Below are 21884 nucleotides of genomic sequence, written 5' to 3'. Positions count from 1 at the left end.
GCTGTATAACGTCATGCAGAGTTCTTGGTGTCTGAATAGGTTGTCAATGCTCCGGGGTTAATCCGAGGTAACCGATGACCGGCAGGCGAGATCTAATGTCCGGATTGAGGGGAGCTTGGGCCTTATGTCGTCTCGTATCGTGGACGCACCGGAGATCGTGCGTTCCGGGCCCGCCGGCCTCGTGGTCCTCGACGGGGTCGGACTCGGCGTCGAGGACGTCTCCCGCCTCGCCGACGGAAGCGCACGGCCCGTCCCCGGGAGCGAGGCGATGCGGCGGGCCGAGGCGTCCTGGGACGCCGCCCGGCAGATCGCGGCGACCGGTCGCGTGTACGGCCGCTCGACCGGCGTGGGCGCGAACCGGAACGAGGACGTGCCCACCGAGGCGGCCGCCGGGCACGGTCTGCGGCTGCTGCGCAGCCACGCCGGCGCCATCGGCGAGGAACTGCCGGCCCGCCAGGTGCGGGCGATGCTCGCCGTGCGGGCCAACCAGTTGCTGGCGGGCGGCGCAGGGCTGCGGCCCAGCGTGATCACCGCCCTGTGCGAGGCACTGGAGAGCGGCGCGTACCCGGTCGTCAACGAGTTCGGCTCGGTCGGCACCGGCGACATCGCCTCGCTGGCCCAGCTCGGACTGGCGCTCGCCGGGGAGCACCCGTGGCGCGGGGTGGGCGCGCCGACGGCCCAGCCCCTGGACAACAACGACGCACTCGCCCTCATCAGCAGCAACGCCCTCACCCTCGGTCAGTCGGCGCTGGCGCTGCACGAGCTGCGCGGGCTGATCGAGGCCACCCAGGTCGTCGCCGGACTGTCTCTGCTCGCGGTCGACGGTTCGCACGAGGCGTACGCCGCCCCCGTGCACGCGGCCCGTCCGCACCGGGGTTCGGGCCGGGTCGCGCGCCGCATGCGGGAGTTGATCGGCGCCGAGGACCGGCCGACGCCTCCCCTCGGCCGGATCCAGGACCCGTACGGCTTCCGCTGCCTGCCGCAGATCCACGGACCCGCGCAGGACGCGGCGGACGCGCTGGAGGAGGTGCTCGCAGTCGAGATCAACGCGGCCGCCGAGAACCCCCTCATCTCTCCCGACGGCATGGCCGCCTACCATCACGGCGGTTTCTACATGGCCCAGCTCGCCCTCGCCCTGGACCACTTCCGGCTGGCGGTGACCCAGGTGGCGCGACTGTCGACGTCCCGGCTGTCCACCCTCAACGAGCCCGGCTTCACCCGCCTCAAGCCCTTCCTCGCCGACCAGGAACCCGCCTCGTCCGGCGTGATGATCCTGGAGTACGCCGCCGGGGCCGCCCTCGGCGAGCTGCGCGCCTGCTCGGCACCCGCCTCGCTGGGCCACGCTGTACTCTCCCGGGGCGTCGAGGAGCAGGCCAGCTTCGCCTCGCTCGCCGCCCGCCAGACGCTGCGCGCGTGCGGCGCGTACCGTCTCGTGGTGGGCTGCGAACTCGTCGCCGCCGTACGGGCGTTGCGGCTGCGCGGCCTGCGGCCCGACCCGGAGCTCCCGGTGGGCCGGGCGCTGGCGTTCGCCGAGTCGGTGCTCGACGAGGACATGGCCGACCGGCCGCTCACGGACGACGTGACGGCGGCGGCCCGGCTGCTGGACCGGTTCACGGAGATCTGGAGGGGGAGCGAGTGATGACCGCGGACACGAGCGCGGACCGGAGCGCGGACCGGAGCGCGGACCGGAGCGCGGACCGGGGCGTGGGAGTGCCGGACAGTCCCGCCGCACGGTTGCAGGCGCTCTTCGAGGGACACCGGCTGACGCCGACCCAGCGGCGCATCGCGCACAGCATGGTGCGGCGGGCCGCCGACGTGCCGTTCCTGTCCAGCGTGGAGCTGGCCGAACTCGCCGGGGTCAGCCAGCCGTCCGTCACCCGCTTCGCCGTCGCCCTCGGCTTCGACGGCTACCCCGCCCTGCGCCGCCATCTGCGCGAGGTCGCGCCCGTGGAACAGGCGGCGCACTCGGCGTCGTACAACGAGTACCAGCAGGCCGTCGAGGCCGAGATCGAGAATCTGAAGCACCTCGCGGAGGTGCTCGCGGACCCGCGGCCGGTGCAGCGGGCCGGCCGGCTCCTGGCCGCCTCGCGCCCGCTGCCCGTCCTCGGCCTGCGCGCCGCCGCCTCCCAGGCCTACGGCTTCGCGTACTTCGCCGCCAAGGTCCACCCGGACGTACGGCTGCTGCACGAGGGCGGCACGATGGTCCACGACCGGATCGACGCCGCCGTACGGGCGGGCGCCTCGGCGCTGTTGTGCTTCGCGCTGCCGCGGCACCCGCGCGAGGTCGTGGACACCCTCGCCCACGCCAGGGAGGCCGGTCTGGCGGTGGTGACCGTCGCCGACTCCGCGTTCGCGCCCGTCGCCAAGGTCTCCGACCTGCTGCTGCCCGCCGCCGTCGGCACCGGGCTCGCCTTCGACACCGCGTGCGCGCCGATGCTGCTCGGGCGGGTGCTGCTGGAGGCCATGTGCGACGACCTGCCCGACGCGCAGGCCCGGCTGGAGGAGTTCGACGTGCGGGCGGCGGCCCGGGGGCTGTTCGTGGAGTGACCCGCGGGGGTCCGCGCGTTCTCAGATTCGTCTCACCTTCGCTCGCTAGCGTGTCACGCCTGGGGAACTTTGCCGGATGACGAGGAGGCGGGACGTGGCACGCGGAGGCCAGGGGTTGGTTCGGGTGGCCGTCGTCGTACGGGCCGGAGCGGCGCCGCTGTGGTGGGCCGGGGTGTTCGCGGCGGGTGTGGGTGTGCTGGTGCCGGGCGTCACCGGCCGCCGGATCGGTGTCATGGCGGGGGCGGCGCTGTTCGTCGTCGCGGTCGCCGTCGTCGCGTACCGCCGCCGCGGGCGCTACACCGTCCTCGCCCGCGGTGCCGCCCGGGCCGGCAAGCACGATGTGCTCCAGGACCGTGCGGTGACCGTACGCAACTGGCGTCGCGGCCACCGCTGGTGGCTGTCGCTGGCTGTCGTGGTCGCGCTGGGCAGCTCCGTCGCCGTGCCCGCGGCCGGCGGCATGCTGCTGGCCGGCGTGGGGTGCGGGCTGCGGCTGAAGGCCGCCTGGCTCGGGCGGCGCGAGCGGGCCGAGGACGCGCTGCTGTGGGTGCGGGTCGACTGGCTCGACGCGTGGGGCGGGCGTCCGGCGGGCAAGGCGGTCATGGGGTACCGCGGCACCGGCATCGCGGCGGGCGACGCGGCCCCGGGCGGGGCCCGGCGCCGCGCCGCGGCGCTGGTGTAGCGGGTCGTTCAGCCGGTGCGACCGGACGTCCGACCGGTGTGGCGGGTCCTTCCGCCGGTGTGGCGGGTCCTCCCGGCCGGTGTCGGTTCCTGCCGCCGGCGAGACCGGTCCGTCGGCCCGTCGGGCGGACCTTGCGGGAGGACCCGGACCCCCGGGCTCAGACCTCGAGGTCCTCCTCGATCCGCTTCAGCTGGTGGCGGGCCATCGCCAGGTTGGCCCGCTTGGCGTCGAGCACCAGGTACATGAACAGGCCGTTGCCGCCGCGCCCGCTGATCAGCCGGATCAGGTGGTACTGGTCGGACAGGGTGATCAGGATGTCCTCGATCTGCGCCTTGAGACCCAGATGTTCCATCGTGCGCATTTTGGCGCGGACCACGTCGGTGTTCCCGGCGGCGGCGACGTTCAGGTCGAAGCCCTTGCTGCCGCCCATCGTGCCCAGCGCCATCCCGCTGGTGTAGTCGACGAGCGCGACCCCGGTCGCGCCCTCGATGGAGGCGAGCGCCTCTTTCAGCGTGGTCTCGGTGTTGGCCATGACTGACTCTCCTCGTTCTCTTAACTTTCGGTGGTGGTGCGCGCGTTGGTGGCAGTGGTGCGAGGCGCGCGAGGGGTTCTGGTACGGGCGGCCGTGGACTTGGCCGGTGATTTGGCCGGCGCCTTGGCCGGGGTCTCGGGCGGTGGCTCGGGGTGCGGTCCGGTCGGCGGTGTGTCCGGCGGACCGGTCCGCGGCTCCTTCTGCGGGTCGCCGTGCGAGTCGCTCTCCGGGTCGTTCCGCGGGGCGGTGGGCGGTCTGGGCGGCCTCGGCGGCGGTTGGACCGGTGGTGTTCCGGTGCGGGGGGCGGCCGGCGCGGCGGACTTGGCGGATTTGGCGGGCGTGGGCTTGGCGGTCCTGGGCGTGGGCTTGGCGGCGGGCTTGGGAGCGGGCTTGGGCGTGGGCTTGGCGGCGGGCGTGGAAGCGGCCTCGGCGGCGGAGGCCGCGATCGACGCGGCCGCCGCCTCCGCGTCGACGAGCTCGCCGATCCGGATGCCGGCCCGGCGGCCCTCCAGGTGCAGCCGGCCGATGTTCACGCGGTCCTGCGCGAGCACCGTGAGCACGGCGGAGTGGCCCGCCCCGTACGTGGCGACATAGCCGTACACCCCGCGCACGAGCAGCTCGCGCAGGTCGCCCTGACCGGTCGCGTCCGCCAGCCGGGCCGCGACGCCGAGTGCCGTGGCGGTGAGCGCGGCCACGGTCTCCGGCGCGACGCCGGGAGTGTCCTGGGCGAGGACCCGGCCGTCCATGCTCGCCGCGAGGGCGCCGGTCAGCTGGGGCACCCTGGCCCGCAGCCGAGACAGCTCCTCGCGTATGTCGGGCTCGGCCGCCATCAGCTCTCTCCTCTCGGCGCGTGGTCGCTGTCGCGGGCTCTGCCGCTCAAAGGGCCTCCAGCGCATCCCTGAGCCTTTTCAGCAGCGTGATGGTGGGATCGGGGACAGAGAGGAAGGAAGGTGCGGCCGCGGCGGGCGGGGCGGACGCGGCGGGTGGCGACACGCGGGCGGGCGGCCGGTGCGGGATCACGAGCCCGGCCGCCGCCAGCCGCCGCACGTCCACCAGCGTGTGGAACGCCTGCCGGCCCAGCTCCCGCGCGATGTCGATCGCGGTGCGCACCCCGTCCACCCGGGCGAGCACGGCCGCCTGCCGGGCGGTGACCGCGGGCGCCGCGGGCGGGGCGATACGGACCAGCGGCGCGCTGTCGGGCAGCGGATCCGGCCAGACGCGCCGCAGCAGCTCCCGGCGGCGCAGCGTCTCGCGCTCCACGGCGGCCACGGCCACCGGGCGGACCGAGCCCGGCGGCTGCCCGCTCCCGTAGTGGAAGCTGCCCGGGGTGCTGCTCGGCGCGAGGGCGAAGTACGCGGCGTCGAACAGCGCCCCCAGATGGCACAGTTCCAGCGCGCCCGCGGTGACCCGGCCGCCGTCGACCACCAGCCGCCCGGCTCCGGGCTTGCTGCCGGTCTGGGTCAGCGCCTGCTGCCAGGCCGTGGCGTCGAGCGTGCCGTGGGCCGTCAGGAGCACGTCGAAACCGGGCGCGTACGGGCTCTCGGCGTGCACGACCTCGCCCTCGGCGAGGTGGAGCGTGCCGTGCTCGCGGACGAGGACGCCGGTGGCCCGTTCGGCGGCGAGCCGGGTCAGCATCGGTGAGAGGCCGCCCGCCCCGGCGTGGGCGGCCGCTCTGTCCCGCACCGGCAGCCGGGGCGGCGGAGTGGTACCGAGCACGGTCATCCCAGCACCAGCCGTCCGGCCATCTCGCCCAGCCGGATGCGGGCCAGCGCGAGATTGCCCTCCGCGCGGGCCAGCCACACGTGCAGGAACACACTGCTGTCGAACGACGTGGGCACGAACCGCAGCAGGTGGTAGCTGTCCCGGTTGCTGAGGATCAGATCCTCGACCGGCGGCGCCGTGCCGTCGTCCGCCCCCTCGTCCGCGCCGTCACCGGGCGCGAACGCCCGGTGCTCGGCGGCCAGCCGGGCCAGCTCCGCGGCCTCGACGGCCGCCGCCTCGTGGTCGCCGCCCGGCGACTCCCCGACCACCCCCAGGGCCAGGCCGCTCGTCCAGTCCACCAGCGCCGCGCCCCGGGCACCGGGCAGCCGCATCGCTTCCAGTAAGCACTCGTCGATTCCGGGCACCGTCGCTCCCCTCCCGCCTGGGGTCCGGCTGAGTGACGCCGAAACTACGCACCGTGTGGGCGGCGGGTGAGGGATCCGGCATTTTCCAGTGGAAAATGCGGCGGATGGCTAAGGTGGGTCGGCTGTACTGGTTTTCCTATCAGATGACCTGCATGTCCGTATGTGTGCGTCAACGGCGTCCGGGTGTACGCAGGGTGGTGAGTGCCGACGCGTGCGCTCCTCCCGACTCGGCCACGATCTCCTCGATCGTCTGCGGCTCGCGCACCGTCGCGAAGGCCGTACCGCCGTCGCCGTCCGCGGCGAAGCCGTAGACGCCCGGCCTGACCAGCGAGTTGTACGCGTAGTGATGGGCGAAGTAGTACGCGCCCGTGTCCAGCGCCGCCGCGTGGTCGCCCTGCTCCAGCAGCGGCAGCGACTGGCCCCGCGCCAGCAGGTCGCCCGCGAAGCAGGCCGGACCGGCCACGTCCTGGACGACCGCCGGGCCCTGCTTGGGCCGCCCCTTCGCGTCGTACGCGGCGATCCGCAGCGGCCAGGCCTCCGGCGCGTACACCGTCCGCGCCGCGACCTGCACGCCCGCGTGGGTGACCGCGATCGGCCGCCCGCCGGCGCTCTTGGCGTACTCCACCCGCGCCACCACCGTCCCGTGCTTGGCCAGCAGCGACCGCCCGAACTCGGTCACCAGCCCGTACCGCCCGTCGAACAGCCCCGGCACCGCCTCGCGCAGCAGCAGCGCGTACCGCGCGTACGTCGGATCCGTCGCGTCCGAGGCGAAGTTCACCGGCAGTCCGCCGCCGATGTCGATGGTGTCGATCTGCGGTCGTCCGATCCGCCCGTTGATCTCCTCGGCGAGCGCGTACGTCTCCGCCACGCCCCGCACCATCAGGTCCAGCGGAATGCCCTGCGACCCGGTGTGCGCGTGCAGCCGGCTCAGCCACGGCCGGTCCGCATACGCCTGGACGACCCATTCGCGCGCGCCCTCGTCGCGCAGCGCCACCCCGAACTTCGAGGTCGCCGTGGCCGTGGACATCGCCTCGATGGAACCCGCCCCGAGCTGCGGGTTCACCCGGATGCCGAGCGGGGAGCTGCTGCTCGCCGAGCGCATCAGCGCGTCGATGCGGTACAGCTCCTGCGGGTTGTCGGCGTTGACGGCGATGCCGAGCGCGAGTGCCTCGCGCAGTTCGGCCGGGGTCTTCGCGGGCGAGTCGAGCACGGTACGGGCCGGTGACAGCCCGGCCGCCCGCGCCAGCGCCAGTTCGCCCGGGCTCGCCACCTCCGCGCCGATGCCCTCCTCGCGCAGCAGCCGCAGCACCGGCACCAGCGGGCTCGCCTTCACCGCGAAGGCGTGCAGCACGGGTGTGCCCGGCGCCACCACGGCGTCGAACGCGGCCCGCAGCGCCGCCGCGGACTCCCGTATGCCGGTGACGTCGAGCAGTCCGACGACGGGAGCGTCCGGCGTGAGCAGCCCCTGCTCCACCGCGGCCCGCACCGCCTCGTCGCGCCGCGCGACCCGCTCGGCGCCGGAGTCGCCGCCCGGCCCGCCGCTCCCGTCGGCGGCGGTGGTGTCGATGTCTGATTCGTTGCTGGTGCCGTCGCTCACGACGCCCCCCGTGAGGTCGATGTCCGTACTCATACATCTAGCCAAACATCCGCGACCCGTCCGCGTCGACGCGCCCATGTATTGACTAGTTCTATTCAGGTAGCCAGGATGTGAATATCGACAGGCAATGATTCGCCAGGAGGCAGACCATGTCAGGACCCCGCCCCGTACGAGCCCCGCGTGGTACGGAACTGAGCGCCCTGGGATGGCAGCAGGAAGCCGCCCTCCGGATGCTGCAGAACAACCTCGACCCCGAGGTCGCAGAGCACCCCGACAAGCTCGTCGTCTACGGCGGCACCGGCAAGGCCGCCCGCGACTGGCGCTCCTTCGACGCGATGGTGCGCACGCTGCGGACGCTGAAGCAGGACGAGACCATGCTCGTCCAGTCCGGCCGCCCGGTCGGCGTCATGCAGACCCACGAGTGGGCCCCGCGCGTCCTCATCGCCAACTCCAACCTGGTCGGCGACTGGGCGAACTGGGAGGAGTTCCGGCGCCTGGAGGCCCTCGGCCTCACCATGTACGGCCAGATGACGGCAGGGTCCTGGATCTACATCGGCACCCAGGGCATCCTCCAGGGCACCTACGAGACCTTCTCCGCCGTCGCCGCGAAGAAGTTCGGCGGCACCCTCGCCGGGACCATCACCCTCACCGCCGGCCTCGGCGGCATGGGCGGCGCCCAGCCGCTCGCCGTGACCATGAACGACGGCGTAGCGATCTGCATCGATGTCGACCCGCGCGCCATCGAGCGCCGTATCGAGCACCGCTACCTCGACGTGAAGGCCGACTCGCTGGAGCACGCGCTCCAGCTCGCCGTCGAGGCCCGCGACCAGCGCAGGCCGCTCTCCATCGGTCTGCTGGGCAACGCCGCGGAGCTGCTGCCGCGGATGCTCGCCGAAGGCGCCCCCATCGACATCGTGACCGACCAGACCTCGGCGCACGACCCGCTGGCGTACCTGCCGGTGGGCGTGGACTTCGACGACATGGCCTCGTACGCGGCGAAGGACCCGGCCGGTTTCACGACCCGCGCGCGGGAGTCCATGGCCCGGCACGTCGAGGCCATGGTCGGCTTCATGGACGCCGGCGCGGAGGTCTTCGACTACGGCAACTCCATCCGCGGCGAGGCCCAGCTCGCCGGATACGAGCGGGCGTTCGCCTTCCCCGGCTTCGTCCCCGCCTACATCCGCCCCCTGTTCTCCGAGGGCAAGGGCCCCTTCCGCTGGGCCGCCCTGTCCGGAGAGGCCTCGGACATCGCCAAGACCGACAAGGCGATCCTCGACCTCTTCCCGGAGAACGAGTCCCTGCACCGCTGGATCAAGCTGGCCGGCGAGCGCGTCCACTTCCAGGGACTGCCCGCCCGGATCTGCTGGCTCGGCTACGGCGAGCGCGACAGGGCAGGCGAGCGCTTCAACGACATGGTGGCCTCCGGCGAACTGGCCGCCCCGCTCGCCATCGGCCGCGACCACCTCGACTGCGGCTCCGTCGCCTCCCCCTACCGCGAGACCGAGGCCATGCTCGACGGCTCCGACGCGATCGCCGACTGGCCGCTGCTGAACGCCATGGTGAACGTCGCCTCCGGCGCCTCCTGGGTCTCCATCCACCACGGCGGCGGCGTCGGCATGGGCCGCTCCATCCACGCCGGGCAGGTCACCGTCGCCGACGGCACCCCGCTCGCCGGCGAGAAGATCCGCCGCGTGCTCACCAACGACCCCGGCATGGGCGTCATCCGGCACGTCGACGCCGGGTACGACATCGCGGAGTCGGTCGCCGACGAGCGGGGCGTGCGGATTCCCATGCGCGAGGGTGACGACGCGTGACGCAGCGGCACGACATGTCGAGGACGGTGCCGGACGGCGGCTCCCCCGTGGGGGCCGGCGCCCCGGCACCGACCGCGGCCTCCTTCCACGCGATGTGGCGCGAGCTGCTGCCCATCGGCCGGCACGCCGACTCCGGCGGCTACCGCCGCTTCGCCTGGACCGCCGCCGACGCCGAGTGCCGGGCCTGGTTCGAGGAGCAGGCCCGCTCCCGCGGGCTGACCTACGAGGTCGACCGGAACGGCAACCAGTGGGCCTGGCTCGGGGACCCTGCCCAGGGCGACGCCGTCGTCACCGGGTCGCACCTCGACTCCGTGCCCGACGGCGGGGCCTTCGACGGCCCCCTGGGCGTGGTGTCCTCCTTCGCGGCCCTCGACGAACTGCGCGCCAGGAACGCACGGCTCGACCGGCCGCTGGCTCTCGTCAACTTCGGTGACGAGGAGGGCGCCCGGTTCGGGCTCGCCTGCGTCGGCTCCCGGCTCGCCGCCGGGCAGCTCACCGTCGAGCAGGCGCACCGCCTCACCGACGGCGACGGGATCACCCTGCCGCAGGCCATGGCGGCCGCCGGCCACGACCCCGAGGCCATCGGCCCCGACCCCGAGCGGCTCGCCCGCATCGGCGCCTTCGTGGAGCTGCACGTCGAGCAGGGGCGGGCACTGGACCTGTCCGGCGACCGTGTCGGCATCGCCAGTGCCATCTGGCCGCACGGACGCTGGCGGTTCGACTTCCGCGGCGAGGCCAACCACGCCGGCACCACCCGCCTGGCGGACCGGCGCGACCCCATGCTGCCGTACGCCGAGACCGTCCTGGCCGCCCGCCGCGAGGCCGAACTCGCCGGAGCCGTCGCCACCTTCGGCAAGATCTCCGTCGAGCCGAACGGCGTCAACGCCATCCCCTCCCTGGTGCGAGGCTGGCTCGACTCCCGCGCCGCCGGCCAGGAGACCCTCGACACCGTCGTCACCGGCATCGAGCAGGCGGCCCGCGCCCACGCGGCGGCCCACGGCATCGACCTGGACGTCGTCCGCGAGTCGTTCACGCCGGTCGTCGAGTTCGACCACGCCCTGCGCGACGAACTCGCCCGCGTCCTGGGCACCGACACCGATCTTCGGGTACCCGTCCTCGGCACCGGAGCCGGACACGACGCCGGGATCCTCTCCGGGAGCGTCCCGACCGCCATGCTGTTCGTGCGCAACCCCACGGGCGTATCGCACTCCCCGGCCGAGTTCGCGGCCGAGGACGACTGCGTGGCCGGGGTGAGCGCACTCGCCGACGCACTGGAAGGGCTGGCCCGCAGGTGACGCAGACCCACACCCGGACGTACTGGCTGGAGCACGCCTGGCTCGACACCAACGTCGAGCCGGGCGTGGCCCTGGAGGTGTCCGAGGGCCGGATCGCCGCCGTCCGTACGGGCGTCGACGCCCCGCCGCCCGGCGCCGAGACCCTGCGCGGCCTCACCCTCCCCGGCCTCGCCAACGCCCACAGCCACGCCTTCCACCGCGCCCTGCGCGGCACGGTCCAGGTCGGCTCCGGCACCTTCTGGACCTGGCGCGAGGTCATGTACGGCTTCGCGGACCGGCTGACCCCGGACACCTACCACGCGCTCGCCCGCGCGGTGTACGCCGAGATGGCACTGGCGGGCGTCACCGCGGTCGGCGAGTTCCACTACGTGCACCACGCCCCGGGCGGCACCCCCTACGCCGACCCGAACGCGATGGGCGAGGCGCTGATCGCGGCCGCCGCCGAAGCCGGTGTCCGCATCACCCTCCTCGACACCGCCTACCTCTCGTCCGGGTTCGGACAGCCGCCCAACGCCCACCAGCGCCGGTTCTCCGACGGCGACGCCGACGCCTGGGCCGAACGCTGTTCAGTTCTCAAGGACCGGGATCACGCGCGGATCGGGGCCGCGATCCACTCCGTGCGGGCCGTACCCGCGGACCAGCTGGAGACGGTGGCGCGCTGGGCGCAGGAGCGGCGGGCCCCGCTGCATGTGCACCTGTCCGAGCAGACCGCCGAGAACGACGCCTGCCGCGCGGCCCACGGCCGCACCCCGGCCCAGCTCCTCGCCGACCACGGCGTGCTCGGCCCGCGGACCACCGGCGTGCACAACACGCACCTCACCGACACCGACATCGCGCTGCTCGGCGGCTCCGGCACCGGCACCTGCATGTGCCCGACGACGGAACGGGACCTGGCCGACGGCATCGGCCCCGCCGTCGCCCTCCAGCGCGCCGGGTCCCCGATCTCCCTCGGCTCCGACAGCCACGCCGTGATCGACCTGCTCGAAGAGGCGCGCGCGATGGAGCTGAACGAGCGCCTGCGCACCCGCACCCGCGGCCACTGGACGGCCGCCGCGCTGCTGCGGGCCGCCTCCGCCGACGGCCACGCGGCGCTCGGCTGGGCCGACGCGGGCACCCTCGAACCCGGCGCCCTCGCCGACTTCACGACGCTCGCGCTCGACTCGGTCAGAACAGCGGGGCCGCTGCCCAGGCTCGGCGCCGAGACGGCCGTATTCGCCGCGACCGCGGCGGACGTACGCCACACGGTCGTCGGTGGGCGGCATGTCGTACGGGACGGGGCGCACACGCTCGTACCCGACGTGGCGCGGGAACTGGCGGCCGCCGTCGCCGCCCTGCGCGCCTGAGGAAGCGCCCGACGCCCGCCCCGAGCCCCGCCGCCACCCACGAGGACGCCACCATGAGCAGCACTGTCATCACCAACATCGCCGGCCTGGTCACCAACGACCCCTCCCTGGGTGACGGTTCCCCCCTCGGTCTGGTCCAGGACGCGGCCGTCGTCATCGACGGCGACCGTGTCGTGTGGACCGGTGAATCAAGCAAAGCACCAGCCACTGACAACCGGGTCGACGCGGGCGGCCGCGCGGTCCTGCCCGGCTTCGTCGACTCCCACTCCCACCTGGTCTTCGCGGGCGACCGCACCCAGGAGTTCAACGCCCGCATGTCCGGCCGGGCCTACAGCGCGGGCGGCATCCGTACCACGGTGGCGGCGACCCGGGCGGCGAGCGACGAGGACCTCGAACGCAACCTCACCCGCTACCTCGACGAGGCGCTCCGCCAGGGCACCACGACCTTCGAGACGAAGTCCGGCTACGGCCTGACGGTCGAGGACGAGGCCCGCGCGCTGCGCATCGCGTCCCGGCACACGGACGAGGTGACCTATCTGGGCGCCCACATCGTGCCGCCGGACCACGCCGACGACCCGGCCGCCTATGTCGCCCTGGTCACCGGCGAGATGCTCGACGCCTGCGCCCCGTACGCCCGATGGATCGACGTCTTCTGCGAGAAGGGCGCCTTCGACGGCGACCAGGCCCGCGCGATCCTCACGGCCGGCCGGGCGAAGGGCCTGCAAGCGCGCATCCACGCCAACCAGCTCTCCTACGGCCCCGGCGTACAGCTCGCCGTCGAACTCGACGCGGCCAGCGCCGACCACTGCACCCACCTCACGGACGCCGACGTCGACGCCCTCGCGCACGGCCGCACCGTCGCCACCCTGCTTCCCGGCGCCGAGTTCTCCACCCGGGCCGAGTGGCCCGACGCCCGCCGCCTCCTCGACGCGGGCGTCACGGTCGCCCTGTCGACGGACTGCAACCCCGGTTCGTCCTTCACCTCCTCCGTCCCGTTCTGCATCGCGCTCGCCGTACGGGACATGGGCATGACCCCGGACGAGGCGGTCTGGTCGGCCACGGCGGGCGGCGCGGCGGCCCTCCGCCGCGACGACATCGGCCGTGTCGCGCCCGGCGCGTACGCCGACCTGACCCTCCTGGACGCGCCGAGCCATGTGCACCTCGCCTACCGTCCGGGCGTGCCGCTGGTGAGCGGGGTGTGGCGGCGAGGCGTGCGCGTCCGCTGACCCCCGGAGGCGTGCGAGGCGTGCGAGGCGTGCGAGGCGTGCGTGATGTATCGGCGGCTCAGCTCGCCCCGGACCGCCACCGCTGCTGGGCGCCCCCGCTCAGCGGCTCCAGCGACACCCCGCCGTCGCCCGCCGGAGTCACCCCGGTCTCGATCGCGATCGCGGGGTGGATCACCCCGTCGTCGTCCACCGTGAAGGTGAGGTTGGCGCCGTGGCGGCCGTCGGCGGAGTCGCAGTCCCAGATGCCGACGCCGTTGTCGACGTCGCCGCGGCTGTCGAGGCAGAAGTCGGGGTCGGCGTACGACTGGAGGACTCCTCGGTCGGCGTCGACCCGCCAGCGCTGGGTGGCCGCCGAGGTGCAGTCGGCGGTGACCACGTCCGTGCCGTTGTCGAAGTCGTCCACGACGTCCAGACAGCGGCCCGTGGACACGTTCACGACCTGCGCGTAGGCGGCGCCCGGCGGCCGCGGGGCCGCAGGAGGGGTCGGGGTCGGCTTCGGCTTCGCGGAGGTCGGCTTCGGGCGCGCGGAACTGTGGCTGGGGGACGGCGGCTTGGAGGTGGCGGAGGGGGACGGGGGCGGCGGCGAGAACGTGGCGGTCGCCGTCACCGTCACCGGGGGGTGGGACGGGGTGCCTGCCGCGCCCGCCGCCTGCCGGCGGTCAGGCGAGCCGCCCGACGACAGCAGGAGCAGCAGCAGCGGTGCCAGGGCCACGCCCAGCGCCGTCGAGGTCAGCACCAGACGCCGGGACGGCGACCAGGTCCGCCTCGCCGGAAGCCCCTTGACGCGCGTAGCGTTCGCGTCGGTCCTGACGTACGCCGTGCCGCTCCACGGCAGCAGGCCCTCGGCCAGGGCGGTGCGCGGGGCGTCACGCAGGGCGGACAGTTCCTCGTGCGCGGCCGTGCAGTGGGGGCAGCGCACCATGTGGGCGTCCAGGTCGGTGCTGCGGCGCGGGTTGTCCGGCCGTACGGACTCCTCGATCAGCCGGCGGAAGTCCCCGCAGCGCGGGTCGTCGGAGGCGGCCAGGCGGGAGCGCAGACAGGCCTGGCCCATGGCGTAAAGGGCCTGGGGTGTGCCGTGCTGCACGTCCGGGCGGCTGAGGCCGAGGAAGTCGGCCGTCCGGTCCTCGGGTTCGCCGTCCACGACGTGGTACCAGATCAGCCCCTGCGCGCGCGAGGGCAGGGAGCGGAACGCGGCGAGCATGGGCGGGACCGGGCCGTTGGGTCCGGCCGTGCTCAGCAGGAGCAGCAGTGCGGGATCGAGGCTCGCGGCCCGCTCGTCGGCGGCCCAGGACGCGGCCAGCCGGCCGGTGAGCAGCAGCAGCCGGTGCCGCAGGGGGATGTCCGGGTCGGTGCCGCGGGCCGTCTCGCGGGCCGCGACGGTGTAGGTCTGCGCCGCCAGCTGCCGTGCCGCGGACTCGCCGGTCGTGCACAGCCGGGCGTAGGCGAGGACCGACGACTGGTGGCGGGCGCGGAGTTCCTGGAGCGCCGGGTACGCGCTCGCGGTGTCGGCACGCAACAACGCGGTCAACCGGGCGTCGGACGCCCCCCCGTGCACACCGCCGCCCTGAACCATCCTCCGGCCTCCTCACTCCCCTGCGGTCGCCCGCCCGTCCTGACGTACCGGCCAGTTTGGAGTGCCCATGATGAAGGACAAGAGGCTTTGGGCAAAGGGTTATCTCCGGGTAATACAAGGGGGTTCCGGTGCGCGAGGCGGACAACGGGACAAGGAGGCGGACAACCGGGACGGCGGGGCGGTCGACGGGACCGTACGGAGGCACGGTCGACGGCACCGTACGGCAGGGCGGTGGACGCGACAGCGCGGCACAAGCCAAGCGGCCCGGCGTCGTCCGCCGGGCCTCTCACGCTTCTGTCACCTCTCGACCGTCACTCCTCGACCGTCAGCCCCTTCCGCAGCCGCACCAGCGTCCGGGACAGCAGGCGCGAGACGTGCATCTGCGAGATCCCGAGCTCCTCGCCGATCTCCGACTGGGTCATGTTGGCGACGAAGCGGAGGGAGAGGATGTGCCGGTCCCGGGAGGGCAGCCCGGCGATCAGCGGCTTCAGCGACTCGACGTACTCGATGCCTTCGAGTCCGTGGTCCTCGTAGCCGATGCGGTCCGCGAGCGCGCCCTCGGTGTCGTCCTCCTCGGGCTGCGCGTCCAGCGACGAGGCGGTGTACGCGTTCGACGCCGCCATGCCCTCGACGACCTCGTCCTTGCCGATGCCGAGGCGCTCGGCGAGCTCCGCCACGGTCGGCGCGCGGTCGAGCTGCTGGGCCAGCTCGTCGCCGGCCTTCGCCAGGTCGAGCCGGAGTTCCTGGAGCCGGCGCGGGACGCGCACGGACCAGGAGGTGTCGCGGAAGAAGCGCTTGATCTCGCCGACGATGGTAGGCATCGCGAAGGTGGGGAACTCGACGCCGCGGGCCAGTTCGAAGCGGTCGATCGCCTTGATCAGGCCGATCGTGCCGACCTGGATGATGTCCTCCATCGGCTCGCTGCGCGAGCGGAAGCGGGACGCGGCGAACTTGACCAGCGCGAGGTTGAGTTCGACGAGCGTGTTACGGACGTACGAGTATTCGTGCGTCCCTTCCTCGAGCGACTCCAGCCGCTCGAACAACGTCTTGGACAAGGCCCGCGCGTCGACGGGGCCGACCTCTTCGTACGGAGGTATCTCCGGAAGCCCGGCGAGTACGTCGCCCTGTGCGGCGCGTACGTCGTGGTTCTGCTCGATGGGATCCAGATGTTCCGGAAGGGGTGTCGACGTCGCCTGATGGGTATGCGATGCGTCGAGCCGGGGTGACATGATGTCCTCCATCGTTCTCGGCATATGGCTGCCGAAGCCAGTGCTGCACTGCGGAGTGCGGCGCCTCCAAAGCCGGCCGTGTCGGGTACGTGTCCCTACTAGCCCTACCCGCTCTACGGAGCCCACCGCAAGTCCGTTTCATTCTGAAATGTCCGTTTGCGGGCGGTTGTTCGGGTGCCAGAGTGTGTAGGGAAGGCGTAGTGTTCGAGGGCATCTGTCAGCAGTCACGATCTCGGGAGTGAGACACGCATGGACCGCGGGACGGTCGGCAGCGCGCAGTCGGGCCGGCTTCTGGTGGAGGTGCGGGAAGAGGGCTCCAGCGCCGTGGTGACACCGGCGGGTGAGCTCGATCACCACACCGCCGACCTGTTGCGTTCCCCACTCGACGAATGCCTTGCCAAGGGCTTCAGCAGGCTGGTGGTGGACTGCTCGCGCCTGGAGTTCTGTGACTCCACGGGACTGAACGTGCTGCTCGGTGCGCGACTGAAGGCGGAAGCCGCCGGGGGCGGGGTGCACCTCGCGGGGATGCTGCCCGTGGTGGCGCGCGTCTTCGAGATCACCGGGGCGGAGGCGGTCTTCACCGTCCACGACTCGGTTGAGGCGGCCCTGGCCGACGACGACGCGAACGGCGGTGACGGCAGTGGTGATGCGGCGGGGGACACAGGCGGTGGCCGAGAGGCGGGCGAGGCGGGCTGAGCGGGTCCGCCGGCCCATGGCCGTCGCGCTCCGACCCGTGCGTCCGGGCCGTCTTCGCTCGGGCGAACCGGTTCGTCCGTTCGTGCGTCACTGTCCACATGACACCGTCCCGTACCAACAGGGGGGTGTTCCGTCCGTCCGGTCGGGCAGGAGACATCCTGAATGTGTCGGCGCCATGTCGACGGAACCACCGTCGATCTACGTACTGACTCTTGAATCGTGAACTGGTGAATCGGTGAGGTGAAGCGCTGATGAGCACCACCCGGCCCTACCCGCCGGGCGACCGCGGCCCTGAGCCGAGCGGCGCTTCAGGGGCGTCCGCGGCGGGCGTGTCAGGCGTGGGCGCGTCCGGTGAGGACGTGTCAGGTGTCGGCGCGTCCGGGGACGCGGCCGCGTCGCCGACGGGCCGGCAGGTCCGCCGGCTGAGCCTGGACGGCCAGAGCGGTGTCGTGCCGCTCGCCCGCGACTTCGCCCGCCAGGCGCTGTACGCGTGGGGCTGGCTGCCGGCTGACAGCGCGGACCACCGGGCGGCCGCCGAGGACGTGCTGCTCGTCGTGTCCGAGCTGGTCACCAACGCCTGTCTGCACGCCGAGGGCCCCGAGTCGCTCCGGATCGCCTGCGACAACAAGGTGATCCGGGTCGAGGTCTCCGACCGCGGCGCCGGCCAGCCGGCCCCGCGCACCCCGCATCGGGCCGGGCGTCCCGGCGGTCACGGCATGTTCATCGTGCAGCGGCTGTGCCTGGACTGGGGCGTCGTCCGCGCGCCCGGCATCGCGGGCAAGACGGTGTGGGCCGAACTGGGGGCACCGGCCTGAGCCGGTGAGAAGACGTCCGGAGTGACGCGGAGCCACTTCGGGCCGGTCGGGGTCACCCCGGGTTACGTCGAGTCGCCACAGGGCCGCCACGAGGTCGGCCCCTTCACTCGAACTCCTTTTCGCGCGCGCCGGATCGCCGCAACTCCGGCGTGCGTCTTGTCTTCCCTCCTTACGGCCCCGGGCGTACCTTGACGGCCGATCTGATGTGCCGTCAGAAATGAGGGGGACCGTGTCGTACCAGAAACGAACCGCCGCGTTCGCGTCGGCCGCGGCCCTGGCCGGCTCGGCGGTCCTGCTCGCCGCCCCGGCGGCCCGGGCCGAGGTCGTGAACGTCAACTACCAGTGCAAGACGCCCATCGGCGACAAGAGCGCCGTCTCGCCCATCGACATCAAGGGTGTCAAGAGCGGCAGCGGCTACCGGATCACGATGTCGTGGCAGAAGGGCGTCTCCTCCAGCCCGGTCGAACTGGGCAAGGGCGCGATGAACCCGAGCGCCACCGTCAGGCTGGGCGGCGCCGACAGCGGCACCTTCACCGCCACGGGCGCCCCCAACCAGGCCGCGATCCCGGCCAACACCCCGATCAAGATCAACGACCTGAGCGGCACGTACACCCCGAAGAAGTCCGGCAAGGTCACCTTCACGGCGGGCGTGCTCACCATCAAGGCCCTCGGCACGACCACCACGTGCACGCCCACCAACAACCCGGGCCCCTCGCTCACCCTCGACGTGACGGCGGCGGGCGGCGGTTCGAGCGGGGGCACGCAGAGCGGGGGCACGCAGAGCGGCGGATCGGGCGCGGAACTTCCGCAGACCGGACCCGAGGACTCGGCCGTCGCCCTCGGCACGCTCGGCGGCACGGTGCTCCTCGCCGGCGCGGCGGGCGCGCTGTGGCTGACACGCAGGAACCAGACGGCACGGGTACGCCGCTGACCGCACGCCGCGCCGCCCGTCCGCCCGGCCGCCACCCCCGCGCCGAGGCGACGCGCGCCGCCCCTGCCTGATGGAGCCGCCGATGTCGTACGCCGCCCGTGTCCTGCCGCTGTCCCTCCTGCTGCTGCTGGGCACCGCCCCTTCCGTCGTCGCCGCACCCTTCGCCGCCGACTGGTCGGCCGCGCCCTCCGGCGGCGGCCGCCCGTCCTTCTACGGGGAGGGCACACCCGGCACCGTCCTCCAGGACACGGTGTCCCTGACCAACCGCGGCGGCCGGCCGGTCACCGTACGGCTGCGCGGAACCGGCGTGCCGGTCACCTTCGCCGCGACCGCCGTCCGCATCCCCGCCCGTACCCGCGCCGACGTCCCCTTCACGGTGACCGTCCCGGCCGACGCGCCACCCGGCGACCGCTCCGGCACGATCGTCGTACGGGACACCGACGGCCGTGGCGCGACTGTCGCGCTGCGCCTGCGCGTCGGCGGGCCGGAGCTGTCCGCGCTGACCGTCGAGCACGTCGTCGTGCGCGGTGACCGCATCACGTACGAGCTGGTCAACCGCGGCACCACGGTCCTCGCCCCGCGGCTCGCGGTGCGCGCGGACGGCGCGTTCGGCCGCCGTCTCCTCGACCGCGCCCCGCGCGCCCTGCCCGTCGAACTGCCCCCGGGCCGCCGACTGGAGCTCAGCGAACCCTGGCCCGGCCGGCCCGCCCTCGACACGGTCACCGTACGGCTGACGGTGACGGCGGCAGGCGGCGCGCGGGACACGGCGAGCGGGTCGGCGCGGTTCGGGCCGTGGGGCGCGGTGGCGGCGACGGGGGCCGCGGGGACGGCGGGCGCCGGCCTCCTCGTCGTACGGCTGCGCAGGCGTCGTACGACGGACCGCGCCGTGGCGCGGGAGCCGCGGACCGAGGGCGAGTTGACGGGGGCGGCGCGGTGAGCGGCGGGCTGCGGATCCCGCTGCTCGCGGCGGTGCTCGCGGCACTGTTCGTGCTGCCCCCGGCGGGCGCGGCGGCGGCCGACGGGCCCGCCGTCCAGCTGTCCACGGCGCAGGCCGGCACCGGCGGTTCGATCACCGTCAGCGGCAGCGGCTGGCGGTCGCACACCCTGCTGATGGTGCTGATCTGCGGGCGGTCGGCGCCGTCGCGGGGTGTACTCGGCGGAACCAACTCCTGCGCCAACGCGGACGGCCGGGCCGTCACCACCGACGCCAAGGGCGGCTTCAGCCGGAAGCTGCCGGTGACCGAGCCGCCGGTGCCGTGCCCGTGCGTGGTGCACGTCGCCACCGTGACCGGCGCGAAGGCGCAGGCCGACGCGGTGTTCCAGGTGGCCGGGCACGCGGTGGAGCCGCTGCCCGCGCAGTCGGCGGGAGGACGGCTGTCCGTCCTCACCGACACCCGGCTGGACGGCTCGGGCGGGGTGCTGACCTGGTTCGGGGCCCCGCCCGCGCGCACCCTGGTGTTCACCGTCGGCAACGTCGGCTCCGAAGCCGTGACGAACCCGGTCTTCCGGGTCGGCACCTCGCACGGCGTGTTCGCCCCGCAGTGGGACGAGCGGCAGTGGCGCGGCAGCGTCGCGCCCGGCCGCAAGGCGCGGATCAGACTGCCGGTCGAGCTCGCCGCGGGGGCGCACGGCGACTACACCGTCTCGCTGGAGTACGGCGGCCGGGTCCTCGCCGAGCAGCCGTGGGGGGTGGGCCGGCCCTGGGGCGTGACCCTGTTCTGGCTCCTGGTCTGCCTGGTCGGGCCGGCCGCGGTGTTCCGCGTCGGGATGGCCGTGGTGGACCACGTCCGACCACGACGGAGCCGAGGACAGCGGGGAACGCGAGGACTGCGGGGCCGACGATTCGGCCGGGCTTCGCCGCGCCTCCCCCTGACCCTGCCGGGACTCCGCGCCGGCGCCCGCGGGCCCGGGACGGCCGAGTCCGCCGCCGAGGCCACGAAGGCCACGCGGAACACGAAGACCACGCAGCACGGCGAGACCACGTCGAGCCCGACCACCACGACGACTTCGACCCTGCCGTGGTTCACCCCGGACTCCTTCCCGGGCACGGCCGGTCGGCTCTCCGCACCGCACCACGACAGCCCGACGAGTCCTACGACTCCCACCAGGAAGGGACCTACGTGAGCAAGCCAAGGAGAGTCATACCGGCCGGCGGGCGCAGAGCGGGTGCGGCGGGCGTCGCGCTGGCGCTGTGCTCGGCGGGCGTCCTGCTCGGCGCGGCCGCCGGGACCGCGCAGGCCGCCGAGGTGTCGTACACCGCCCACTGTGTGCCGCCCGCGGGCATCGACCCCGTCGACGGGACCACCAAGGTCGAGATCACCGCACCGGCCACGGCGAAGGTCGGCGACAGCGTCGACATCGTCTGGAAGTTCACGCAGGCCGCCTCGAAGAACCCCGACATCATCGACCTGCCCGCCGACTCGGTGCAGCCGTCCGGCACGCTCAAGGCGGCCGGCGCGCAGACCGCCGACATCGCGATGCAGGGCCCGCGCAAGAATCCGGCGATCCCCAAAGGGGCCGCCATGGTGCTGTCCGACATGAAGGGGACCCTGAAACTGACGACGCCCGGCGCGGTGACGCTGACGCCGGACGCGTACACGGTCAACGCGATGTCGACCGACACCAAGTGCACGCCGACGCAGACGGTGCAGCCGGCGGCGACCATCGAGGTGGCGGCGGGGGGCGGGAGTCCGTCGAGCCCGTCGGCCAGTACCTCGCCGGACCCGACGGGCTCCGCCTCGCCGTCCGCCTCCCCGTCGAGCACACCCAGCGCGTCCTCCGGCGACGGCACCGGGAGCGGTCAGACCGACTTCACCGGCAAGGAGGTCCAGGTCCCGTACGCGTGCAAGACGCCCATCGGCGACAAGAACGCGACCTCCCCGGTGCAGATCAACGCCAAGAAGGACGGCGGGAGCTTCGGTCTGACGGTGCAGTTCAAGAAGTCGGTGATGGACAGCCCCGCGGACATCCCGAAGGGCTCGGTCAAGCCGTCGATGGAGGTCGCCCTGGGCGGTGCCGACAAGGGCACGGTGCATGTGGAGGGCCCGGCCAACGCCGACGCCATCAAGTCGGGCGACCCGATCGAGATCCCTGACCTGACCGGCACCTACAAGCCGGGCGCGAGCGGTGTGTCGACGCTGTCCCCGGGCGTGCTGACGATCGACGCCCTCGGCACGACCACCACGTGCACCCCGACCAGGTCCGAGGTGTCCCTGACCCTGGACACCACCGAGCAGGCGAGCGGAGCGTCCGGCTCCACCACGTCCTCCGCCGGCGGCACCTCGGCCGGCACCGCCACCGGCGGCGGACTGGCGGAGACGGGCGCGGACGACCACGGCGCGCTGAAGGCCCTCGGGCTGGTGGCGGGGACGGTGATCCTGCTGGGCGCGGCGGTGTTCACGTTCATGCCGCGCCGGCGGCTGCGGTAGGGCGACCGGGCCGCCCCCGCGCACGGGAAGGGCCGCCGCACCCTGTGGGGTGC

General features: G+C 73.6%; 19 protein-coding genes and 1 pseudogene. 13 read left to right on the top strand and 7 right to left on the bottom strand.

Annotated elements, in window-relative coordinates:
• Window positions 1-124: 124 nt before the first annotated feature.
• The 3 genes from ACFV0T_RS31330 (at window position 125) to ACFV0T_RS31320 (ending at window position 3226) form a co-directional block, all read left to right on the top strand.
• Window positions 125-1639, top strand: coding sequence for an aromatic amino acid ammonia-lyase (locus ACFV0T_RS31330; RefSeq protein WP_385786435.1), 1515 nt, complete (start codon window positions 125-127; stop codon window positions 1637-1639).
• Window positions 1639-2547 carry a MurR/RpiR family transcriptional regulator gene (locus ACFV0T_RS31325; protein ID WP_385786432.1) on the top strand — a complete coding sequence of 303 codons (909 nt, stop codon included), beginning with the start codon at window positions 1639-1641 and terminating at the stop codon, window positions 2545-2547. The genes ACFV0T_RS31330 and ACFV0T_RS31325 overlap by 1 nt, the downstream gene beginning before the upstream one ends.
• A 94-nt stretch (window positions 2548-2641) precedes the next feature.
• Complete coding sequence (locus ACFV0T_RS31320) at window positions 2642-3226, top strand: hypothetical protein (RefSeq protein WP_385786429.1); 585 nt, start codon at window positions 2642-2644, stop codon at window positions 3224-3226.
• Between the two features lie 157 nt (window positions 3227-3383).
• Here the strand turns inward: ACFV0T_RS31320 and ACFV0T_RS31315 are convergent, their stop codons facing one another.
• The 5 genes and pseudogenes from ACFV0T_RS31315 to ACFV0T_RS31295 form a co-directional block, all read right to left on the bottom strand.
• Complete coding sequence (locus ACFV0T_RS31315) at window positions 3384-3758, bottom strand: hypothetical protein (RefSeq protein ID WP_152890494.1); 375 nt, start codon at window positions 3756-3758, stop codon at window positions 3384-3386.
• A 287-nt stretch (window positions 3759-4045) separates the two neighbouring features.
• Window positions 4046-4588, bottom strand: a pseudogene (locus ACFV0T_RS31310) (roadblock/LC7 domain-containing protein); the annotation flags it as partial.
• A gap of 46 nt (window positions 4589-4634) precedes the next feature.
• Complete coding sequence (locus tag ACFV0T_RS31305) at window positions 4635-5480, bottom strand: transcriptional regulator (protein WP_385786426.1); 846 nt, start codon at window positions 5478-5480, stop codon at window positions 4635-4637.
• Window positions 5477-5884 carry a hypothetical protein gene (locus ACFV0T_RS31300; protein ID WP_385786423.1) on the bottom strand — a complete coding sequence of 136 codons (408 nt, stop codon included), beginning with the start codon at window positions 5882-5884 and terminating at the stop codon, window positions 5477-5479. The genes ACFV0T_RS31305 and ACFV0T_RS31300 overlap by 4 nt, the downstream gene beginning before the upstream one ends.
• Before the next feature lie 169 nt (window positions 5885-6053).
• The gene (locus ACFV0T_RS31295) at window positions 6054-7514 is read right to left on the bottom strand and encodes a diaminopimelate decarboxylase (protein ID WP_385786420.1); all 1461 of its coding nucleotides are present in this window, start codon (window positions 7512-7514) and stop codon (window positions 6054-6056) included.
• 116 nt (window positions 7515-7630) lie between these two features.
• On the opposite strand from ACFV0T_RS31295, the gene hutU reads away from it, so the two are divergent.
• The 4 genes from hutU to hutI all read left to right on the top strand — a co-directional run bounded on the left by hutU (window position 7631) and on the right by hutI (window position 13159).
• Window positions 7631-9295, top strand: a complete 1665-nt coding sequence (hutU, locus tag ACFV0T_RS31290) for a urocanate hydratase (RefSeq protein ID WP_385786418.1) — start codon at window positions 7631-7633, stop codon at window positions 9293-9295.
• 92 nt (window positions 9296-9387) lie between these two features.
• Window positions 9388-10590, top strand: a complete 1203-nt coding sequence (locus ACFV0T_RS31285; protein ID WP_385786542.1) for an allantoate amidohydrolase — start codon at window positions 9388-9390, stop codon at window positions 10588-10590.
• Entirely contained in the window at window positions 10587-11933 is a 1347-nt protein-coding gene (locus ACFV0T_RS31280) for a formimidoylglutamate deiminase (protein WP_385786415.1), read from the top strand. The genes ACFV0T_RS31285 and ACFV0T_RS31280 overlap by 4 nt, the downstream gene beginning before the upstream one ends.
• Before the next feature lie 53 nt (window positions 11934-11986).
• Window positions 11987-13159 (top strand): imidazolonepropionase, encoded by a 1173-nt coding sequence (hutI, locus tag ACFV0T_RS31275; protein ID WP_385786413.1) that lies wholly within the window; start codon window positions 11987-11989, stop codon window positions 13157-13159.
• Window positions 13160-13217: 58 nt separating this feature from the next.
• On the opposite strand, the gene ACFV0T_RS31270 is transcribed toward hutI, so the two are convergent.
• Together ACFV0T_RS31270 and ACFV0T_RS31265 are read right to left on the bottom strand one after the other, a co-directional pair.
• Window positions 13218-14732, bottom strand: coding sequence for a ricin-type beta-trefoil lectin domain protein (locus ACFV0T_RS31270; protein WP_385786410.1), 1515 nt, complete (start codon window positions 14730-14732; stop codon window positions 13218-13220).
• Between the two features lie 311 nt (window positions 14733-15043).
• Window positions 15044-15961, bottom strand: a complete 918-nt coding sequence (locus ACFV0T_RS31265) for an RNA polymerase sigma factor SigF (protein WP_385786407.1) — start codon at window positions 15959-15961, stop codon at window positions 15044-15046.
• 249 nt (window positions 15962-16210) lie between these two features.
• Between ACFV0T_RS31265 and ACFV0T_RS31260 the strand changes: the two genes are divergently transcribed.
• The 6 genes from ACFV0T_RS31260 (at window position 16211) to ACFV0T_RS31235 (ending at window position 21831) form a co-directional block, all read left to right on the top strand.
• Window positions 16211-16657 carry an STAS domain-containing protein gene (locus tag ACFV0T_RS31260; RefSeq protein WP_385786404.1) on the top strand — a complete coding sequence of 149 codons (447 nt, stop codon included), beginning with the start codon at window positions 16211-16213 and terminating at the stop codon, window positions 16655-16657.
• Window positions 16658-16908: 251 nt separating this feature from the next.
• Entirely contained in the window at window positions 16909-17472 is a 564-nt protein-coding gene (locus tag ACFV0T_RS31255) for an ATP-binding protein (protein WP_385786401.1), read from the top strand.
• A gap of 229 nt (window positions 17473-17701) precedes the next feature.
• Entirely contained in the window at window positions 17702-18403 is a 702-nt protein-coding gene (locus tag ACFV0T_RS31250; RefSeq protein WP_385786398.1) for an LPXTG cell wall anchor domain-containing protein, read from the top strand.
• Between the two features lie 82 nt (window positions 18404-18485).
• Entirely contained in the window at window positions 18486-19340 is an 855-nt protein-coding gene (locus ACFV0T_RS31245; protein WP_385786395.1) for a hypothetical protein, read from the top strand.
• Window positions 19337-20527, top strand: a complete 1191-nt coding sequence (locus ACFV0T_RS31240) for a hypothetical protein (RefSeq protein ID WP_385786391.1) — start codon at window positions 19337-19339, stop codon at window positions 20525-20527. The genes ACFV0T_RS31245 and ACFV0T_RS31240 overlap by 4 nt, the downstream gene beginning before the upstream one ends.
• Entirely contained in the window at window positions 20524-21831 is a 1308-nt protein-coding gene (locus ACFV0T_RS31235; protein ID WP_385786388.1) for a hypothetical protein, read from the top strand. Before ACFV0T_RS31240 ends, ACFV0T_RS31235 begins: the two co-directional genes overlap by 4 nt.
• The last annotated feature ends 53 nt before the right edge of the window (window positions 21832-21884 follow it).

This window comes from Streptomyces sp. NPDC059582 (assembly GCF_042735715.1).
GTDB lineage: Bacteria > Actinomycetota > Actinomycetes > Streptomycetales > Streptomycetaceae > Streptomyces.
Note: the sequence above shows the minus strand (reverse complement) of the source record. Positions and strands in the feature narration are given on the sequence as shown.